This window comes from Amycolatopsis sp. BJA-103 (assembly GCF_002849735.1).
Taxonomy (GTDB): Bacteria; Actinomycetota; Actinomycetes; order Mycobacteriales; family Pseudonocardiaceae; genus Amycolatopsis.
In genome coordinates this window covers 4,752,600-4,770,601 of record NZ_CP017780.1, presented here as the reverse complement: position 1 = coordinate 4,770,601, position 18,002 = coordinate 4,752,600, and the positions used below count along the sequence as shown (strand labels likewise).

Annotated in this window: 20 protein-coding genes and 1 pseudogene; 16 read left to right on the top strand and 5 right to left on the bottom strand. The window is 68.1% G+C overall.

Features of this window, described 5'->3' with window-relative positions; translation table 11 throughout:
- The first annotated feature begins 47 nt into the window (after nucleotides 1–47).
- The 8 genes from BKN51_RS20640 to BKN51_RS20605 all read left to right on the top strand — a co-directional run bounded on the left by BKN51_RS20640 (nucleotide 48) and on the right by BKN51_RS20605 (nucleotide 7,994).
- Nucleotides 48–1,736: a hypothetical protein gene (locus BKN51_RS20640; RefSeq protein WP_101609192.1), complete on the top strand. Its 1,689-nt coding sequence runs from the start codon at nucleotides 48–50 to the stop codon at nucleotides 1,734–1,736.
- Between the two features lie 181 nt (nucleotides 1,737–1,917).
- Nucleotides 1,918–2,364 carry a DUF1772 domain-containing protein gene (locus BKN51_RS20635; RefSeq protein ID WP_101609191.1) on the top strand — a complete coding sequence of 149 codons (447 nt, stop codon included), beginning with the start codon at nucleotides 1,918–1,920 and terminating at the stop codon, nucleotides 2,362–2,364.
- Between the two features lie 62 nt (nucleotides 2,365–2,426).
- Nucleotides 2,427–3,371 (top strand): methylenetetrahydrofolate reductase, encoded by a 945-nt coding sequence (locus BKN51_RS20630; RefSeq protein WP_101609190.1) that lies wholly within the window; start codon nucleotides 2,427–2,429, stop codon nucleotides 3,369–3,371.
- 91 nt (nucleotides 3,372–3,462) lie between these two features.
- Nucleotides 3,463–3,765 carry a hypothetical protein gene (locus BKN51_RS20625; protein WP_233223570.1) on the top strand — a complete coding sequence of 101 codons (303 nt, stop codon included), beginning with the start codon at nucleotides 3,463–3,465 and terminating at the stop codon, nucleotides 3,763–3,765.
- A 145-nt stretch (nucleotides 3,766–3,910) separates the two neighbouring features.
- On the top strand, nucleotides 3,911–4,765 hold the full coding sequence (locus tag BKN51_RS20620; RefSeq protein ID WP_236781087.1) for an aminoglycoside phosphotransferase family protein: 855 nt from the start codon (nucleotides 3,911–3,913) through the stop codon (nucleotides 4,763–4,765).
- A 235-nt stretch (nucleotides 4,766–5,000) separates the two neighbouring features.
- Nucleotides 5,001–5,960: an NAD(P)/FAD-dependent oxidoreductase gene (locus BKN51_RS20615; protein WP_101609188.1), complete on the top strand. Its 960-nt coding sequence runs from the start codon at nucleotides 5,001–5,003 to the stop codon at nucleotides 5,958–5,960.
- A gap of 105 nt (nucleotides 5,961–6,065) precedes the next feature.
- Complete coding sequence (locus BKN51_RS20610) at nucleotides 6,066–6,734, top strand: class I SAM-dependent methyltransferase (RefSeq protein WP_101609187.1); 669 nt, start codon at nucleotides 6,066–6,068, stop codon at nucleotides 6,732–6,734.
- A gap of 360 nt (nucleotides 6,735–7,094) precedes the next feature.
- On the top strand, nucleotides 7,095–7,994 hold the full coding sequence (locus tag BKN51_RS20605) for an aminoglycoside phosphotransferase family protein (protein WP_101613353.1): 900 nt from the start codon (nucleotides 7,095–7,097) through the stop codon (nucleotides 7,992–7,994).
- 66 nt (nucleotides 7,995–8,060) lie between these two features.
- Here the strand turns inward: BKN51_RS20605 and BKN51_RS20600 are convergent, their stop codons facing one another.
- From BKN51_RS20600 to asnB, 3 genes are read right to left on the bottom strand one after another with little or no spacing between them, the layout of a single operon-like run.
- On the bottom strand, nucleotides 8,061–8,672 hold the full coding sequence (locus BKN51_RS20600) for a hypothetical protein (RefSeq protein ID WP_199193046.1): 612 nt from the start codon (nucleotides 8,670–8,672) through the stop codon (nucleotides 8,061–8,063).
- A 55-nt stretch (nucleotides 8,673–8,727) separates the two neighbouring features.
- Entirely contained in the window at nucleotides 8,728–8,889 is a 162-nt protein-coding gene (locus tag BKN51_RS43575; RefSeq protein ID WP_168214231.1) for a hypothetical protein, read from the bottom strand.
- The gene (gene asnB, locus BKN51_RS20595) at nucleotides 8,856–10,667 is read right to left on the bottom strand and encodes an asparagine synthase (glutamine-hydrolyzing) (protein WP_101609185.1); all 1,812 of its coding nucleotides are present in this window, start codon (nucleotides 10,665–10,667) and stop codon (nucleotides 8,856–8,858) included. Before asnB ends, BKN51_RS43575 begins: the two co-directional genes overlap by 34 nt.
- Nucleotides 10,668–10,815: 148 nt before the next feature.
- Here asnB and BKN51_RS20590 point away from each other — a divergent pair, with 148 nt between their 5' ends.
- Nucleotides 10,816–12,219 carry a beta-ketoacyl [acyl carrier protein] synthase domain-containing protein gene (locus tag BKN51_RS20590; protein WP_233223546.1) on the top strand — a complete coding sequence of 468 codons (1,404 nt, stop codon included), beginning with the start codon at nucleotides 10,816–10,818 and terminating at the stop codon, nucleotides 12,217–12,219.
- A 277-nt stretch (nucleotides 12,220–12,496) separates the two neighbouring features.
- On the opposite strand, the gene BKN51_RS20585 is transcribed toward BKN51_RS20590, so the two are convergent.
- Together BKN51_RS20585 and BKN51_RS20580 are read right to left on the bottom strand one after the other, a co-directional pair.
- The gene (locus BKN51_RS20585; RefSeq protein ID WP_101609184.1) at nucleotides 12,497–13,765 is read right to left on the bottom strand and encodes a PP2C family protein-serine/threonine phosphatase; all 1,269 of its coding nucleotides are present in this window, start codon (nucleotides 13,763–13,765) and stop codon (nucleotides 12,497–12,499) included.
- Complete coding sequence (locus tag BKN51_RS20580; RefSeq protein ID WP_101609183.1) at nucleotides 13,765–14,568, bottom strand: alpha/beta fold hydrolase; 804 nt, start codon at nucleotides 14,566–14,568, stop codon at nucleotides 13,765–13,767. The genes BKN51_RS20585 and BKN51_RS20580 overlap by 1 nt, the downstream gene beginning before the upstream one ends.
- 127 nt (nucleotides 14,569–14,695) lie before the next feature.
- Between BKN51_RS20580 and BKN51_RS20575 the strand changes: the two genes are divergently transcribed.
- From BKN51_RS20575 to BKN51_RS20545, 7 genes and pseudogenes are all read left to right on the top strand, one after another.
- The gene (locus tag BKN51_RS20575; protein WP_101609182.1) at nucleotides 14,696–15,049 is read left to right on the top strand and encodes a DUF3253 domain-containing protein; all 354 of its coding nucleotides are present in this window, start codon (nucleotides 14,696–14,698) and stop codon (nucleotides 15,047–15,049) included.
- Nucleotides 15,042–15,341, top strand: a complete 300-nt coding sequence (locus BKN51_RS20570) for a hypothetical protein (protein WP_101609181.1) — start codon at nucleotides 15,042–15,044, stop codon at nucleotides 15,339–15,341. The genes BKN51_RS20575 and BKN51_RS20570 overlap by 8 nt, the downstream gene beginning before the upstream one ends.
- 174 nt (nucleotides 15,342–15,515) lie before the next feature.
- Nucleotides 15,516–15,806, top strand: a pseudogene (locus BKN51_RS44370) (RrF2 family transcriptional regulator); the annotation flags it as partial.
- A 122-nt stretch (nucleotides 15,807–15,928) separates the two neighbouring features.
- Nucleotides 15,929–16,324, top strand: coding sequence for a RidA family protein (locus BKN51_RS20560; protein WP_101609180.1), 396 nt, complete (start codon nucleotides 15,929–15,931; stop codon nucleotides 16,322–16,324).
- 210 nt (nucleotides 16,325–16,534) lie between these two features.
- A complete protein-coding gene (locus BKN51_RS20555; protein WP_146044354.1) occupies nucleotides 16,535–16,879 on the top strand; it encodes a hypothetical protein in 345 nt (114 codons plus the stop codon).
- Nucleotides 16,880–17,278: 399 nt separating this feature from the next.
- Nucleotides 17,279–17,473: an ANTAR domain-containing protein gene (locus BKN51_RS20550; RefSeq protein WP_101609178.1), complete on the top strand. Its 195-nt coding sequence runs from the start codon at nucleotides 17,279–17,281 to the stop codon at nucleotides 17,471–17,473.
- 207 nt (nucleotides 17,474–17,680) lie between these two features.
- The gene (locus BKN51_RS20545) at nucleotides 17,681–17,938 is read left to right on the top strand and encodes a hypothetical protein (protein WP_101609177.1); all 258 of its coding nucleotides are present in this window, start codon (nucleotides 17,681–17,683) and stop codon (nucleotides 17,936–17,938) included.
- Nucleotides 17,939–18,002 lie beyond the last annotated feature (64 nt).

The window sequence follows — 18,002 nt, the reverse complement described above, 5'->3', positions numbered from 1 at the left end:
TTCCACCCTCAACTCCACATTGGACAGAAGGTAAGGAAAGGGAAGTCATGCACAAGTACGTGCGACGCGGATTGACCGCCGCAGTGCTGTCCGGCGGGTTCGTCCTGCTGGGCACCGCGGTGGCGAGCGCGGACACCGGGAATTCGAACCCGCTCGGCGGGCTCGGTGACACAGTGCACTCGGTGGTGGCCGGCACCTCGTCGGCGACCGCCCACGGTGGCAACGGAGGCGACTCCGGCAAGGCCGGGAACGCCTTCAGCAAGAACAACGCCGTCAGCGGAAACTCCGGTGACGGCGGGAATTCGGGCTCGACCGGGCACAACAGCGCCTACGGGATCTGTGTGCTGGCCAGTTGCTCGACTTCGGTGTCCTCGGGCGACTCCGGCAACACCGGATCCACCGGTGCGACCGGAAACGCCGCCAACACCAGTGACACCACCGGGGGCAACTCCGGTTCCGCGGGCAAGGGCGGCGACGCCACCGCCGGTTCGAACGGTCAGAACACCGCGGACTCGCGGGGCGCCCGCGGCGGAAAGACCGGTGTGCTCGGCACGGTGACCGGGATCGCGAAGGGCGGCAACGGTGGTGACTCCGGCGATGCCGGGAACGCCTCCAGCAAGAACAACGCCGTCAGTGGAAACTCCGGTGACTCGGGCAACTCGGGCTCGACCGGCGGGAACAGCGCCTACGGGCTCTGCGTGCTCGCCCGGTGCGAGACCACGGTGACCTCGGGCGACTCCGGAGACACCGGCGGCACCGGCGCCACCGGTGACGCGCACAACTCCAGCACCACCACCGGCGGCAACTCCGGTCCGGCAGGCAACGGTGGCGACGCCACCACCGCCGTGTCCGGCCAGAACTCCGCCACGAACAACGGTGGCTGGAACCGTCGCCACGGAAACGGTGACACCGGTGTGCTCGGCATCGTGACCGGGACCGCGAAGGGCGGCAACGGTGGTGACTCCGGCGATGCCGGGAACGCCTCCAGCAAGAACAACGCCGTCAGCGGAAACTCCGGCGACTCGGGCAACTCCGGCTCGACCGGTGGCAACACCGCGCTGACGGGGACGATCGGCGGCCGGGACTTCGGCCACGGTGGCTGGAAGCACCACGGCTCGAAGCACGAAGGTGACCACTCGAGCACGACGGTCACCTCGGGTGACTCGGGCAGCACCGGCGCCACCGGTGCGACCGGGGACGCGGTGAACCACAGTGCCACCGTCGGCGGCGACTCCGGTCCGGCGGGTCACGGCGGCGACGCCGCGGTCCTCACGTCGGGTCGCAATTCCGCGATGAACCACGATGGTGGGCACAAGTCGCGTCACCATCAGGGTGGCAAGACCGGCGTCCTCGGCGCTGTCTTCGGAAAAGCCAAGGGCGGCAACGGTGGTGACTCCGGCGATGCCGGAAACGCCACCAGCGGGAACAACGCCGTCACCGGTGACTCCGGTGACTCCGGGAACTCGGGCTCGACCGGCGGCAACACCGCCGTCGAGGCCACCCGGGGCCAGGACCAGGGCCGTCACCACGGTGGCTGGAAGCACGAAGGTGACCGCTCGAACATCACGGTCACCTCGGGCGACTCCGGTTCGACCGGGGACACCGGTGCGACCGGTGACGCTGTCAACCACAGCACCACCACCGGCGGGAACTCCGGCCCGGCAGGCGACGGCGGCGACGCCGATGTCCACGCCGACGGCTGGAACAACGCCGGACGCCACCTGAGCACCGTCTGACGGGCAAGGGACAGAACACGAGCGGGGGCACCGGAATCCGGTGCCCCCGCTCCTCGTACCCGGCTTCCACGCCGACGAACAGGAGACTCGACAACGAAGACCTAGCGTTGCTAGACAATCTAGCGTCGCTAGGCTAACGTTCCTCTCGTCCTAGCAACGCTAGATTTCAGGAGAGAGAGTCATGTTCACGGCACTTGAGATCGTCACCACCGTGATCGTCGGCCTGATGGTGGGCGTGGAGTTTTCCGTCGCGTTCGTCATCAACCCGATCCTCAACGCCCTTCCCGATGACAGCTTGGTGCGCGGCCGTGCCCACGGGGGCCGGATGCTCGGCGCCGTCATGCCGGTCTGGTACATCGGTTCGCTCATCCTCGTCGCGGTCTGGGCGATCGCCGGATGGCGGCACCCCGGAGCCGGACTCGTCGTCACCGCCGGCGCGCTGCTGATCGTGAGCGTGGTCATGTCGCTCCTGCTGCTCGTCCCGATCAACAACCGGGGCAAGACGTGGACCGCCGAGAACCGGCCCGCCGACTGGAAGCAGCAGATGAACCGCTGGGACCGCTTCCACTACATCCGCGTCGCCGTCATCATCGCCGCCTTCGCCCTGCTGGTCACCGCTCTTGCCTGAGCTTCGCTGATGCCGCCGACGCGCGCCTACCGCCCGGCGGGCGAACTGCTAACTTCCGCGTCATGGTGGACCACAGCGACAGCACGGCTTTCCGGGCGCTGGTGACCGGCGCCGAGAGCGGCATTCTCCTGTTCGGCATCACGCCGCCCCGCCTGAGCACCGCTCCGGAGCGGATCCGGGAGATCACCGCGGCCACCCTGGGACGCTTGGCCGCTCTCGATGTGGACGGTCTGGCGCTCTACGACATCGACGACGAAAGTGACCGCAATCCGGCGGAGCGGCCGTTTCCCTACCTGCCGACCATGGATCCCGCCGTCTACCATTCGGAATACCTCGACGGGTGGAACCGCCCCGCGATCGTCTACCGGTGCGTCGGCAAGTACGCCGAGGCCGAACTGCGGACCTGGCTGCGGACCGCGGATCCGGAGCGCGTGCACGGTGTCTTCGTCGGTGCGTCCTCGACGGACAAGCCGGTGCTGACCAGCTTGTCCGAGGCGCAGGACCTGCGCCGGGACGTCCGTCCGGACATGCTGCTCGGCGGCGTCGCCATCACCGAGCGCCCCGAGGAGCACCTGCGGCTGATCGCCAAGCAGGAGGCGGGATGTTCGTACTTCATCTCGCAGGTCGTCTACAACGCTGACGCGGCGAAGAGCATGGTTTCGGACTACTTCTACGCCTGCCTCGAGAGGCGACTCACGCCCAAGCCCGTCCTCTTCACTCTCTCGGTCTGCGGGTCGATGAAGACGCTGTCGTTCCTCAAGTGGCTCGGCGTCGATGTCCCGCGCTGGCTCGAGAACTCCCTGCGCCACGCGGACGACACGCTGGCCGAATCGTACGAACACTGTGTGGCGACCGCGCGGGACTTGGTCGCCTTCTGCCGCAAGCTCGGCATGCCGTTCGGCTTCCTCGTCGAAAGCGTGTCCATCCGCAGGGTCGAGATCGAGGCATCGATCGCCCTCGCAGGCGAACTGAGCCGGCTGCTCGAACGTGGCCGGCCATCCGAGTAAGCCGTGCGGGAACACGCATGTGCCCGCCGCGCTCGGCGTACGAACGTGTGCTGCTTGACTTGTGTGTGTGACAACGAGGTGGGGGCGCACGGTGGCTGTCGTGTCGGCCGGTGTGCTGGTGTTGCCGGTGTCGTCGTGCTCGATGATGAGCGAAGGACAGAAAGTGGAGGAGCTGCGCAGGGCAGGTGAGCGAGGCGCCGAGGCGCACTTCGCGCTGCTTGCCGAATACAAGCTTCCCACGCCTGACGAGTGTTTGAACAACTACAGCCGCTTCACCGAGGGTGGCGCGCCGCCGGATGAGCCGTACAGCGCCACGCCGGATTGGATCTCGCTGCATGGGGGGTACTTCGTGGACAGTTGCGTGGCGGGGAAACCGCGGGTCCCGAACAAGTGATCCGAGGTTCGCGTCGGCGGGGTCGACGTAGCAGGTCGCTCGATATTCAGGATGTCACGGGGCGGTGATTTCGGTGCCGGAGTTGTCCGAGAAGGCCCTGCGCTGGGTGACTGAGGCGGTGGGAGGCGGCGCTCGAGTGGCCACGGTGGCCGGCTTGCGAGAGGGAGCCAATCCGTGGTTGCTGAGGTTCGAACCGGCCGGTCGCGTCGAGGCGGCCGTGCTGCGACTCGGGGACCCCGCTGATCCCGAGCACTGCCAGCGGTTCGCGACCGAGACCGCGGCACTGCGAGTCGCCGGTGAACACCAGTTGCCCGCGGCCAGGCTGATCGCCACAGATCTCGACGGTTCCGCGGCGGGCGTCCTGGCTGTGCTGACCACCGTGCTGCCCGGGCACAGCCGGATCCCGTCGGTCGCCTCTACCGAGCGGCTGCAGGGCCTGGGGGCCACAGCGGCCGCACTGCAGGCGGTCCCGCTGGTGCCCCGGGCTGTTCTGCCGCTGCGGGCCCGCTCGATCGCGGATGTGGACTTCGCGGCTCAACGCCGGGAAAAGGGCACCACTGCGTTGCTGACGGCTGCGGAAGAATGTCTGAACCAGCTTCCGGTACCCGCGGGCCCGACTGTCTTCGTGCACGGTGACCTGTGGTTCGGGAATACCCTGTGGTCCGGTGACCGCTGCACCGGCTTGGTCGATTGGGACTGCGCCGGTGCCGGATCGCCGGGAATCGACCTCGGTGGGGCGCGCTTCGACGCGGCGTTGATGTTCGGGCTCCCCGCCGCCGAGCAGGTGCTGGAGGGCTGGCAGCGTGCTGCCGGCCGACGAGCCGAGAGGGTCGCCTACTGGGACGTCGTGGCGGCGTCAGGCACCCTGGCCGACATGGCGTTCTGCGTTCCGGCGGTCCGCGACCAGGGCAGGCCAGACCTCGATGCGGGCGTTCTCGGGCAACGGCGGGATGCATTCCTCAGCACCGCACTGAGCCGGCTCGACGCCCACGGTCGCTAGCCGGTCACCAGTGACCCCAGCATCGCCGGTAGTCCGCTTGGCCGCACGGGCGCGACGTTGTGGCCAGATCAGTGCTCCGTCGTCGCGGATCGTGGGTTCACCTGGCTGTGTCGGGGTTTCGAGTGTGGCTGTCACTGGCGGCGAACAAGCACGCCACCTGCGCGAAGGTCGATGCGGCTTGCCGTTTCGGCAAGGTAAGTTGCGGCAGAAAACTGGCCGCTGCACCGTTGCTCGCATGAGCACTCACGACGTAGTCATCATCGGTGGCGGACCAGCGGGCCTGGCGGCGGCTGTGACGTTGGGCCGTGCCCGGCGTGACGTACTGGTCATCGACGCGGGCACGCCACGCAACGCGCCTGCCACCCAGGTCCACAGCTATCTCGGACGCGAAGGTGTCGATCCGCACGAACTGCTGGCCATCGGCCGATCGGAGGTCGAGCAGTACGGCGGCACCGTCCGCGACGACACCGTGATCGGCGTGGAGCGTGTCAGCGAGGATGCCCTGCGGGTCACCCTTGCCGACGAGAGCACTGTTGACGCGAGGCGGGTACTGGTGGCCACTGGTGTCGTCGACGAGCTGCCCGACATTCCCGGCGTCGCCGACCGCTGGGGCGTGGACGTGCTGCACTGTGCCTACTGCCACGGCTACGAGGTCCGAGACAAGGCAATCGGGCTGATCGCCAGCGGCGTCGCCTCCCTCCACCAGGCGCAGCTGTGGCGTCAGTGGAGCGAGAAGGTCACCCTGTTCACCAACGAGTCCGTGGAACTGACCGCGCCGCAACGCACCGAGCTCGCCGCGCGCCAGATCAGCGTGGTGCCCGGCCGGGTCACCGGTGTCGAGGTCACCGACGACGCACTCAGCGGCGTCCGGGTCGGTGACAGCGTGACCGAAGTCCAGGCCGTCGTCGTCTTCCCCGTGTCGGCGGCCAAAGTCGACACTCTGCTCGCAGACCTGGGCCTGACGGCCGAGGTCAAGGACATGGACGGCCAGCTCATCGGCGAGACCCTGCCCGCCGACCCCCAGACGGGAGCGACCTCTGTTCCCGGGGTGTGGGCGGCCGGCAACGTGCGAGGACACCGGGCGCAGGTCATCGACGCCGCCGCACAGGGTGGGCTGACCGGGGCAATGATGAACATCGACCTGGTCACCGAGGACGTGCACCGCGCCGTCGCGGCACATCCCGCCACGCTCTGAACTTCTCGTGAGTCCAGCCTGCGGAAGTTCGATGAGCGCCGACACGAGGTGAAGTCCTGACACTCGCTTAGACAGTCGGCCACAGGTAAAGGGAAGGCGTTTGAGATGACAGAACACCAGCCGCTCAGCGACGAGGAGACGGCCGCCATGTTCGAGCCGCGCGGCTGGGACGAGCGTTACGCCGGCCAGGAGCAGGTCTTCAGCGGACAGCCCAATGTGCAGCTCGTAGCCGAGGCTGCCGGGCTGACACCGGGCAGCGCTCTCGACGTCGGCTGTGGCGAGGGAGGCGATGTGATCTGGCTGGCCCGGCAGGGCTGGACTGTCACCGGCGCTGACTTCTCCGCAGCCGGCCTGGCACGCGCTGCCCAGCGCGCCGAGCAGGACGGCGTCGCCGACCATGTCGGCTGGTGGCAGATCGACGCTCGCGTCTTCACCGCAGGCGGCCGATCCTACGACCTGGTCACCAGCCACTACCTGCAGCCGCCGGACGGCGGGATGACACAGGTGACCCGCCGGCTCGCCGACGCCGTCGCCCCCGGTGGGCACCTCCTGATCGTGGGCCATGCCCCGATGGGGTCGTCCGCCCCACTGACCGCCGGGCAGCGCGCGGCGATGTTCTATGCCAAGGACCTGCTGCCCGGCCTGCCGGACGGTTTCGACGTCCTCGCGGTCGAACAACGGCCGCGGACCTTGATCCGCGGCGGAACGACGATCCACGCCGCCGACTCCACCCTGCTTGCCTGCCGTCGGCACGAGAACGGCCTCCACCGGTGAGCTCGCGTCTTCAACTGTCGTGTGTTCTTCGATCTTGTAACGGGATGTGATCACCTCCGGCATAGCGGACCCAGGTTTCTCCGGCCTCGGCGACCAGCCGTGCGGTCCGGCCGCGACGCCCGGGAATCCCGACCCACCGGAGGCGTAGTTCGAGCGTGGTTGGGGACATGGGTCCTCGACCAGGACGTCGTCGGCCGTGACTGGTGAGGTCGCGTGTTCAACTGTCGCGAATTCTCGGCGTAGGTGACGGTGCGTGGTCGCGGGAACGGCGTCGGCTGGGGCGGAGTAGCGAGCGGTCGCGCTGTCGCAGAGGTGGAAATCGTTTGACGCCAGTCGGAATGCGACGATCGAATGGCATCGATGAGCACGAGGCAGATGCATCCTGATCAGCAGTCCATCGACGACGACCTCGTCCGGCGCCTGATCGCAGGGCAGTTCCCGCAGTGGGCGGGGCTGGCCGTAGAGCGGTTTCCGTCCGGTGGCACGGTCAATGCCATGTATCGGCTGGGCGAGAGCTTGGCGGTGCGACTGCCGCTGGTGAAGGGTGGCACCGCAGATGTGGCGCTGGAGCAGGAGTGGCTGCCACGTCTCGCGCCCTACCTGCCCACAGCCATCCCGCAGGTGTTGGCGGCTGGGGAGCCGGGTGAGGGGTATCCATGGCCTTGGTCGGTGTACCGATGGCTGGCAGGGCAGAACCCCGAGGCGGGAGCGCTGAGCAAGCCAGCGCCGCTGGCCGAGGACTTGGCCGGGTTCGTCGTGGCGATGCGGAGCATCATCCTGCCGGGGGCGCCGCAGGCCCACCGGGGCGGGCCGCTCGCCTCGCTCGACACGGCGACACGGGCGGCGATCGAGAAGCTGCGCGGGCTTCCGGAGGAAGGCGTCGACTGCGATGCGGCGGCCGCCGCCTGGGAGCATGCGCTGCGCGCCCCAGCCTGGGGCGGCCCGCCGGTGTGGCTGCACGCCGACCTGATGCCGGGCAATCTGCTGGTGGATGACGGCAGGCTGACGGCGGTGATCGATTTCGGTTGCGCGGGGGTCGGCGATCCGGCCTGCGATCTGTTCCCGGCGTGGAACCTGTTACCCGCTGATGCGCGGGAGGTCTTCCGTCAGGCACTGGACGTGGACGACGCGACCTGGACCCGCGGTCGCGGGCGGACACTCTCGCAGGCGTTGATCGCGCTGCCCTACTACCGCGACACGAACCCGGCGATGGCGCACAACGCCCGACACGTGATCCGGACAGCGTTGCAAGAACGCTGAAAGCGTCCCCAGACCACGCCCACGATGCCGTGCGCCGACGACAGAAGACTGGTGAGCTCGCTCAGCTCAACTGTCGCCAGTTCCCCGTCGTTGTAGCGGTGAGTGATCACCGGGGGCGTAACGGCTCCAGGTGGCACCGGCCTGTGCGGCGATCCTGGTCGCGGTGACGTGGTGGTAGCCGAGGGCGTCTGCGACCACAGGTGCTGGCATGTCGAGAACATGCTGGCGGATGGCCGAGGTGCGGCCGGTCGTGGTGGGGATGCCGAGTTCGTTGACGAGGGCGGCGAGCCAGTCGGAGTGCATCGGCTGGCCGGCGCGGCGTCCGGGAAATAGCCAGCGGGAGTTCGGGTTGGTCGCGGTGTTCATGTTGTCCCGCTTGTCGATCCAGGCGAGCAGCAGCTCCGCGAATGGTGCCGGGACGGGTGAGGGTGGTTCGCCGAGGCGCAGCAGCACCTGGTCGCCGTCACGGATGACGTCGTCGATGGTGAGCCGGGCGATCCGGCTGAGCCGTTGCGCGTAGAGCAGGACGATGACTCCGGCGACCCGGGACCGCAGCGGGAGTTGGTGGTCGGCGAGCAGGTGTCCCAGCAGGGCTATCCGCTCGGACTGCGGTAGTGGAGCGTTTCGTTTGACCGACGGGCCCGGCAGCCGTAGTGGCCGGGTGAGTCTGCTGGTCATGGCCCAGAGCAGGAACCCGCGTACTCGGTTTCGGGCGTGCTCGCTGTGGTCGACATCACGAGGCAAAACCGTCGAGATCGTCGGCCTGAACAAGCACAGCGCCCGGATGCACGGAAAGCTCTCCGGCGAACTCGCCGGCAGCCACTGACGCAGGCTGGACAGTGGTCACGGCTGAGGCCGTGATCAGCGCGACCAGGACGACGATGACGACAGCCACAGGTCGAGGTTGAGGGCGAAATCGATGCCCGCCCGGGTGGCGCGGTCGGTCACCGGGCGCGCGAGCCGATCGCGAAGCCGTTGCGGGTCAAGGAAAGTCCACACCGGAGCGGTCGGTGTCGCCGCCAGGTCACCTGCCTGGTCGCGGATCGCGCGGTCGTAGGCGACGTCCTGGGTAATGGGGTACGGGGCTTTGGTCCTGTTCACGACACTGGCGGGGAGCAGGTCGGCGGTGGCCGCGCGGAGGAGGGATTTCTCCTGGCCGTCGAAGGTGTGGTGTGCCCAAGGGGTGTTGAAGGCGTATTCGACGAGGCGGTGGTCGCAGAACGGGACTCGTACTTCCAGGCCGACGGCCATGCTCAGCCGGTCCTTGCGATCGAGCAGGTCGGGCAGCCACCGGGTCAGGTGCAGGTGGAACACCTCCCGCATGCGCCTCTGGATTCCGGTTTCCCCTGGCAGCACGGGAACTTCGGCCAGGGCCTGCCGGTAGTGGTTTTCGCGATGGGTGGCGACGTCGAGTGCGGCGGCGACGTCCTCGCGCAGCAGGGCCTGATAAGTGCCGCTGCGGCCGGTGAGATATCGCCAGGGGTAGTCGCCGGTGGCCAGTGCGGCCGGATCGTGGAACCACGGGTAGCCGCCGAAGACTTCGTCGGCGCTTTCCCCGGAGATCACCACTGTCGCGTGGTCCCGGACAGCTTGGAACAGCAGGTACAGCGAGGTGTCCATGTCGCCGGTCGCCGGTGCGTCCCGGGCGGTGACCACGGCCTGCCGGGTGGCGGGATCGGCCAGCGCCGCCGAATCGAGGACGATGTCGCGGTGGTCGAGTCCGCAGTGGCCGACCATGTCCCGCACATAGGGGGCGTCGGGAGTGGCACGGAGCCGGTCCGGGACGAACTGGCCGTCGAAGTCGACCGAGAAAGTGCGCAACCGTCCGTGTGTGGAGCGACGGCCCAGCGCGGCCAGCGCGCTGGAGTCCAGCCCGCCGGACAACAGCGCGCCGAGCGGGACGTCGGCGCGCACGTGCCGGTTTGCGATGTCTCCCAACAGGTCTCGCACGTGGTCCACCGTTTCGGGTACGTCGGCGGTGTGCGGGCGAGCCCGCAGCGCCCAGTAACGGTGTTCACGGATTCCCCGGTCGTCGACCACCACCATGGTGCCGGGCCGGACCTCGTGCACGCCTCGGAAGAGGCTGCCGCCGGGAGTTCTGACGGACGCCAGGAAGTCGCGCAACCCGTCGTCGTCGACGGCCGGGGTGATCAATCCGCTGGCGAACAAGGCTTTCGGCTCGGAGGCGAAGAGGACGCCGTGGCCGTGAGGAGCGTAGAACAAGGGCTTGACACCGAGCCGGTCGCGGACGAGCAGAAGCCGTCCTCGCCGCGCGTCCCAGACCGCGAAGGCGAACATCCCGTTCAGATGTTCGGCGACCCCGGTTTCCCATTCCAGGCAGGCGTGCAGGACGACTTCGGTGTCCGTGTCCGTGCGGAACTTGTGGCCGAGCAGTTCCAGTTCCGCGCGGAGTTCGAGGTGGTTGAACACCTCGCCGGAGTAGCTGATGACCGTGAGCGGCCGATCCCGGTCATCGCTGAGCAGCATGGGCTGCTCGCCGTGCTCGGGGTCCATCACCGCGAGCCTGCGGTGGCCGAGTACCGCGTTCGCGCCTGCCCACACACCCTCGCTGTCCGGTCCTCTGGCGGCCAGCGTGTCGGCCATCGCCCGGACCACGCGGCCCTTGTCCCTCAATGAGCGGGTCGGATCGACCCAGCCCGCGATACCGCACATTGCCGAAGTCCTCCGGGACCCACCATGAGACGCCGACCGGCGGCGACCAAAACGACCCCGAGTGACTACCCGGACGGCACGAATGATCACATAGAGTGCAAAGATTCCGGGGTATCCGGGCCTGCCACCAACGGGTGGAAGTCAGGTCATGACCAGCTACGGCACACGCGAGGCGGGACAGATGTCGTACGACCCGATCGCGATCATCGGGATGGGTTGCCGGTTTCCCGGCGCGCCCACCTATGGTCGGCTCTGGGAACTGCTCGGTGAGCGGGGTGACGCGGTCGCGCCGTCGGCTCCCGACGGCCGGATCGACACGGCGGATCTCTACGACCCGACCCCACGCCGGTCCGGTCGGCTGGTCAGCCGTGCGGGCGGTTTCGTCGACTACGCCGGTGATTTCGATGCCGCGCTCTTCGGGATCAGCGAGCGCGAAGCCGCCGTCGTCGATCCACAGCATCAGGTCCTGCTGACCACCACGCACGACGCCCTCCGCGACGCGGGTCTCGCCGCGGAATCGCTTGCAGGGCAAGACATCGGTGTCTTCATGGGACAGAGCACCGGGGAACACTGGGACGCGCTCCGTGCGAACGTGACGGTGGACATGTACGCCATCGCCGGCGCCGCCGCGCGCAGCATGGCGTCGGGACGCATCAGTCACGCCTGGGATCTGCGTGGTCCCTGCGCCACAGTGGACGCCGCGTGCTCATCGGGCACCTTGGCCGTGCACCTGGCCTGCCAGAGCCTGCGCACCGGCGAGTGCGACACCGCCGTGGCCGGCGGGGTCAGCCTCGTGCTGGGCACCGACCACACCGTCGGCTACTCCGCGGCGGGCATGTTGTCGGCCACCGGCCGCTGCAGCTTCGCCGACGAGAACGCCGACGGTTTCATCCGTAGTGACGGCGCGGGTGTGGTCATCCTCAAACGACTGGATCAGGCGCGGTCCGACGGCGACACGATCCACGCGGTGATCCTCGGTAGCGCGCAGGCCAGCAAAGGACGGACGGCGAAGGCGATCATCGCGCCGTCGATACCGGGCTACCTCCAAGTCATCGACCGGGCCTGCGCCAACGCCGGCATCGCGCCCGAACGCCTCGGTTACGTCGAGGCGCACGGCAACGCCGCCCCCGCCGGGGACACCCTTGAACTGCAGGCGATCGGCACCGCCATCGGACGCCACCGGGAACCGGGGCAGCCCTGTCTGGTCGGCTCGGTCAAGACGAACATCGGGCATCCGGAGGCGGCCGGGGGACTCGCCGGTCTGATCAAGGCCGCCCTCATCGTGCGGCACCGCAGCATTCCCGCCAGCCTGCACTGCGACCGGCCCACCTCCGGCGTCGACTGGACCGGGCTGAACATCGCCGGTGTTCCCGACCGGCTCGACTGGCCCTACCCCGGCGCGGCCGTGGCCGGAGTCAGTACGTACGGGCTGTCCGGCATCTTCGTCCACATCGTGATCGGTGAACCGCCCGGCATCACAGAGCGGTCTACGGAACATCAGCCGAAGCAGCGCACAAACGATCAGGGGAGGCGTGACCGCCAGCGATCGTGAGCGTTATTGAGGGGAAGGGCAAACGTGTCGTGTTCGCGGGCGGGTCGTGCCGGACTGAAGGCTCCCTTCGCCGCGTCCGATGCGGTGAAGGGAGCCTTCAGCGGCGCGGATCTGGACCGGCCGCACCCTGACTGTCCACACGGGACACGAACCCCTCGAAAACCGCACATCTAACCATCAATCGGACATTCTGTCGCCAGAAAAGCAGCGAAGGAGTCCTTCGCCGCAGAGGCTCGGTCATGCCACATTTGACTTACCCCTCAATAAAGTGTCGCCTTCAACCTCGTGGTGGACTCGAGGTTTTCCCGGGGACACCGATGGCGAGCAGGGCCGCGTCGTCGCCGAGGCCGTCACCGAAGCTGCCGAGCAGGTCGGTGAGGTCGGTGATCAGCTTTTCCGGCGATACCGGTGCGAGTTCGCCGACGAGGCAGCGGAGGGCATCTTCTCCGTAGAGGGTGCGGCCAGGGCCGGTGCGGGCTTCGGTGAGGCCGTCGGTGTAGAGCAGCATCGTGTCACCCGGCCGCAGTATCGTTTCGGCCGGGGTGAACGCCGGGTTGGCCAGGAAGCCGAGCAGCATCCCGCCCGGCGTCTGGAGGTAGTCGGCGCCGCCGTCTGCGCGGGTGATGAGGGCCGGCGGATGCCCGCCCGTGGCGAGCCGGACCCGCATGGCGCCGTCTTCGGGTTCGAGGGTGCCGAAGATCGCGGTGCAGAAACGGGTGTCACCGCCGGTGTAGCGCTGGTACAGCACGGAGTTCAGGGTGGTCAGCGTGGCGATCGGGTCGGGGTCGTGCATCGCGGCGGCGCGCAGGGTGTAGCGGGTCAACGAGGTCACCGCCGCCGCCTCGGGTCCCTTGCCGCACACGTCGCCGAGGAAGAACGCCCACCGGTCGTCCGAGAGCGGGAACAGGTCGTAGAAATCGCCGCCGAGCTGGTCGGGGGAGGCCGTGTGGTAGTGAGCGGCGGTCCGTAGGTTCGGCACCTGCGGCAGGGTTTCGGGTAGCAGGCTCTTCTGCAGGACCGCCAGCGCGTGTTGCAGTCGTTCCCGGTCGGCGTCCGCTTGCTTGCGCGCTTCTTCGGCGCTCCGCTGTCCGCGAAGCAGTTCTTGTTCGTACGAGCGTCGTTCGCGGGCGTCGAAGATCGTGGTGCGGATCAGCAGCGGCTCGCCTCCACCGCCCCGTTTGACCACCGAGGTGACCAGCACCGGCAGCTTTTCGCGGGTGGCGGTGCGCAGTTCCAGCGCGATGCCTTTCGCTTCACCGTGCAGGTGCAGAAGCGGTGCGAAATGCGTTTCGTGGTAAAGCTTCCCGCCCACGGTGAGCAGGTCGGAGAACCGCATCCGGCCGACGACCTCGTCGCGCCGGTGGCCAAGCCACTCCAGCAGCGTGCCGTTGATCTTCGCGATCGTGCCGTCCATCAGGGTGGACAGGTAGCCGCAGGGCGCGTTCTCGTAAAGCTCTTCGGCGCTGTCCTCCAACAAGGCGGAGAAGGCCACGTCCGTGCCCGCGTCATCGGGCTGATGTGGCGGGCAGTGCCCGCGGTGGGTCATCAACGCCGGTGTTCCAGAAACTCGAGGATGGCGTCGGCGGTCGTTTGCGGAGCGCTCAGCTGCGGGCAGTGCCCGACCGCGTCGAGGGTGCGCAACCGGCTGCCCGGCATGGACGCGTGCACGAAGGCGCCGACCTCCGGCGGGGAAATCGCGTCCTGCGTGCAGTCCAGGATCATCGTCGGGAGGTCCGCTCCAGCCAGATCGGCACGCGAGTCGGAGAGGAAAGTCGTGCGGGCGAACACTCTGGCGACCGCCGGATCGGTGGCGCAGAAGCTGGCGGTCAGCTCTTCGCCCAGCTCCGGCCGGTCAGGGTTGCCCATGATCACCGGAGCCATGGCCGACGACCAGCCGAGATAGTTGGATTCCAGTGACTCCAAGAGTTCCTCGATGTCCTCGGCGCTGAACCCGCCCCGGTAGTCCCCGTCGTCGATGTAGCGGGGTGACGGTACGAGCAAGACCAGCGACGCGAACCGTTCGCGCGCCGCTTTCGCCGCGAGTACGCCCACCATCGCGCTCACCGAGTGCCCGACGAAAGTGACCTCGCGCAGGTCTAGTTCCTCGCAGATGTCCAGAACGTCGCGCACGTAACCGTCCAAGGACGAATACCGTCGTTCGTCCCAAGCGGACATTTCCGATCGTCCCGAACCGACGTAGTCGAACGACACCACGCGATGGCGTTCGGCCAGTGCCGGCGTCACCAGGCGCCACATGTTCTGGTCACAACCGAATCCGTGCGCGAGCATCACCACCGGCCCATCGGGGGGCCCGGCGACGACGACGTTGTTCCGTCGACTTACGTCCATACGCGCATCCTCGCATCCCGATCTGCCACGATCGAACGTAGCAACCTGCGAGCGATGCCGCCGTCTGGTTGCGGCGGCCGTGGTTTCCTGCAAGGCGGGCTGGTTTGATCGGTGCGACCCTGGCGGTATGACCGATCGACCAGGGCCACGCCGAGAACTGGAGCGGATCCGGGAGGGCACGGGATCGGGCGCGGGTCATTCCCGGGTCGCGTTGGGTGCCGGGCCGCTTCGAGAACGGCTGAGGGCCGCGATCCTCGCCTTGGCTTTCGCGCGTGGCGCGGACAGCAGCACCTGTCCTTCTGACGCGGCCAGGGCGCTGGCGGACGACTGGCGTCCGCTGCTGCCGCAGGCTCGGGAACTGGCACGTGAACTCGCACGGACCGGAGAGGTGCGGCTGACCCAGCGTGGCCGGTCGGTCGATCCGGATGGAGAGTGGGAGGGGCCGATCAGGATCCGGCTGCCGGGGCATGCGAATGGCTGAGCCGGACCGCACGCCCGACGGGCACTTCGTGGTGATCGACGGCAGGCGATGGCGGGCCACCGATCCGGAGATCCCGGAGGAAGCGGCGGCCCGGTTGCGCAGTCTGCTGATGCGGGCTCGCCGGGATGTCGGCGCGGCCCGCCGTGCTCAGGACGTCGAAGCGGAACGGGACGCCCGGGCGCGGGTGCACACCGCCAAGGTCGCTTTGGGCGAGCGTGGTACTCCTTGGTGGGATCAGGATTCCGCGGAGCGGCGGCAACGGTGGCGACGCGGCCTGGACGCCTTGAGCTGAACGCTGCCGTTTCCGAAGCCGCCGGGGCCGGGGGAGCGGGTAGTCCAAAAAGGACACCGCGCATCACCGCCGGTGAGACCGTTCTCGACGGCGAGCGTGTCCTCGGGCGGGCGGGAACCCGGTGCCCGGACTTTTCGCGGCGTGGGAGCCGGGTGCCGGTGATCGGGCCACGGCCTGCCGACGGCCTATCTCAACAAACAGCTGCAGGCGCTGGCCAGGGACGGGATCGTCGACTCGACCCGTGGCCCCCGGGGCGGCTTCCGGCTCGCCCGTGGACCCGAGCAGATCACGCTGATGGACGTGGTCACCGCGATCGAAGGTGCCGAGCGGGCCTTCCTCTGCACCGAGATCCGCAGACAGGGACCGAAAGGCGCGGCGCGGGACGACTACCGGAAGCCTTGCCTGATCGACCAGGCCATGCGGAAGGCGGAACTCGCGTGGCGGACCGAGCTCGCCGGGCAGACCGTCGCCGATATCAAGGTGCGGGTGGAGCGGGATGCCCCCGGTGTACCCGAACGCACCCGCCGCTGGTTCACGGGCGTCCAGGCCCGAACCCCGGCAAACGACACTCAGCGAAAGGCGATTCCATGGCGCACGAAATCATCAACCCGGCAGGGCTGCACGATCCGGGGGCGTTCGGATACAGCCACATCGCCACCACCTCCGGTGAGCTCGTCTTCATCGCAGGGCAGTACGCCTCCGACGGCAGCGGCCAGGTCACGTCGAGCGACTTCGCCGAACAGGTCGAACAGTCGCTGGCGAACCTGCGCACCGCCCTGGCGGAGGTGGGTCTCGACTTCAGCCGCGTCGTCCAGCTCCGCACCTACATCGTCGAGCATGACGCCGCCAAGCTCGAGACCATCGGCAGGCTCATCGGCCAGATCTGGGGCAAGCGGCCGCCCACGCAGACTCTCCTCGGGGTGGCGGCCCTCGCCTTCCCGGACATGCTCTTCGAAGTGGACGCCGTCGCGGTCCGGCCATAGCACTCGGCCTGTTGCGGACCATCGTCCTGGTCATCCACAACAAGGTGACCTGCCGCAAGAGCCGTCCGCGCGGGTGAGCAGGGTGTCGCCGAGTACCAGGACCCCATCCGGGTGATCACGCTTGGCGGCGGCAACGCCCTCGTCGACAGGTGCGTGAAGCCCGTGGTGAGTCCGGATCCGCTGGACCTCGCCACCGTGAGGGAGGACTTGATGGGCATTCGATCAACAGTGCGAGCAGGAGTCGCGACCAGGGCGGCCACGGCGGCGGTGATGGCGATGGTCGCGGGCCTGGTGGTGACCGCGGCGCCAGCCGTGTCCGCGTCGGCCCAGGCCATCCCACCCGATTGCAGGGTGTGGCGGAGTACAGGCTCTTGGGCGGTTTCGTCGAAGTGCACCCAGCGCGCGCACCGAGCCGCGGCGGAGTGCCGTACGCACACCCAACCCGCATACCGGTGGTACTTCGGCGCTTGGGCGAACAAGAACGAGGAATCGAAGGTGAACTGCCCGCAGGACACCACGGGTCTGCGGGGGATGAGCGTGGACTACCCGGACTGATCTCGCGTCACAGGAAAGCGTGACGCCGGTATCGCACCGGATCGCAGGCGGAGCGGGAAACGACGAGCTGCCCCTTGTCACCGAGCTGCTGGACAGCTGCGCGCACCTTCCGGTTCATTCGAATGTCCACGGTCGACGTTCATCGGCCGTGGGCATTCGACCGGCTCTTCCTCATTCAGGCTCCGCGACGGCAAGTCGGTGTCTGCCCGGATCGCCGCGCGCGGCGGGAAACCACCTGTTCGGGCAGGAGCGAATACCGGAGAGCGCCGTGTACGCCCGAGTCAGGTCGCAGCAGGGATTTCACAAGCCGTTAGGCCGATCGTGATCAGGGTTCACTCGTCCTGGTCACCCTCCCCGAACGGGGTTCCGGAAGAGGTGTGACTGCGAGATCCTCGACCTATGGCGACGGAGGCGAAGGTTGATGACGCCGAGTGGCGTGCGCTGCTGTGGCGTGAGATGGCGGCGATCGAGCAGGCCAAGAGCACACTGATGCGACGGCACGAGATCGACGATCACACCGCGGCCTCCTTGCTGGCATTGTGCGCCGAGGAAGGCGGTGTGGAGTTTGCCGAAGCTGCGCGATGCCTGAAGTGAGCGCCCTTGTCCGGGTGGTGGCCCCGCCTGGGCAGGAAAGTGCAGCCACCGTCGTCGGAGGCTCAGGTGATGCCGCGAAGATCGGCCGGTTTGAGGGGCGGCCGGATCGGGAAGCATGCGGTCATGTCCAGTGGAGTGGATGAGCAAGCTGTCCCGGCAGAACGGCGACACCGACGCAGGCGCTGGATGGCGGGTCACGGTGGAGTGATGACCGCTGTTCCGGCCGCGGTCTTCGGCGCGTTGGGTGCGTGGTACGGCTCCGCGAGCGACGCTGAGGTGAGTTGGTTGAACCCGGTGACAGGGGGTGTCATCGGCGTGCTGTTCGGCGCGCTACTGGGTTTCGGGGTGTCGATGGAGGCCCGGGAGCCGAAACCGAAGGGTGCGCGTCGAGTCCTGGTCATCGTCGGGCTGGTGTTCTGCGCCGCGGTAGCTCTGGGAATGCGGTACCTGCGCTTCCGAACGTGACCGTCTATTTCTCCTCCGACACCGAAAGCGAGCAACAGTCGCCGAACGGCGGCGATTCACCTGA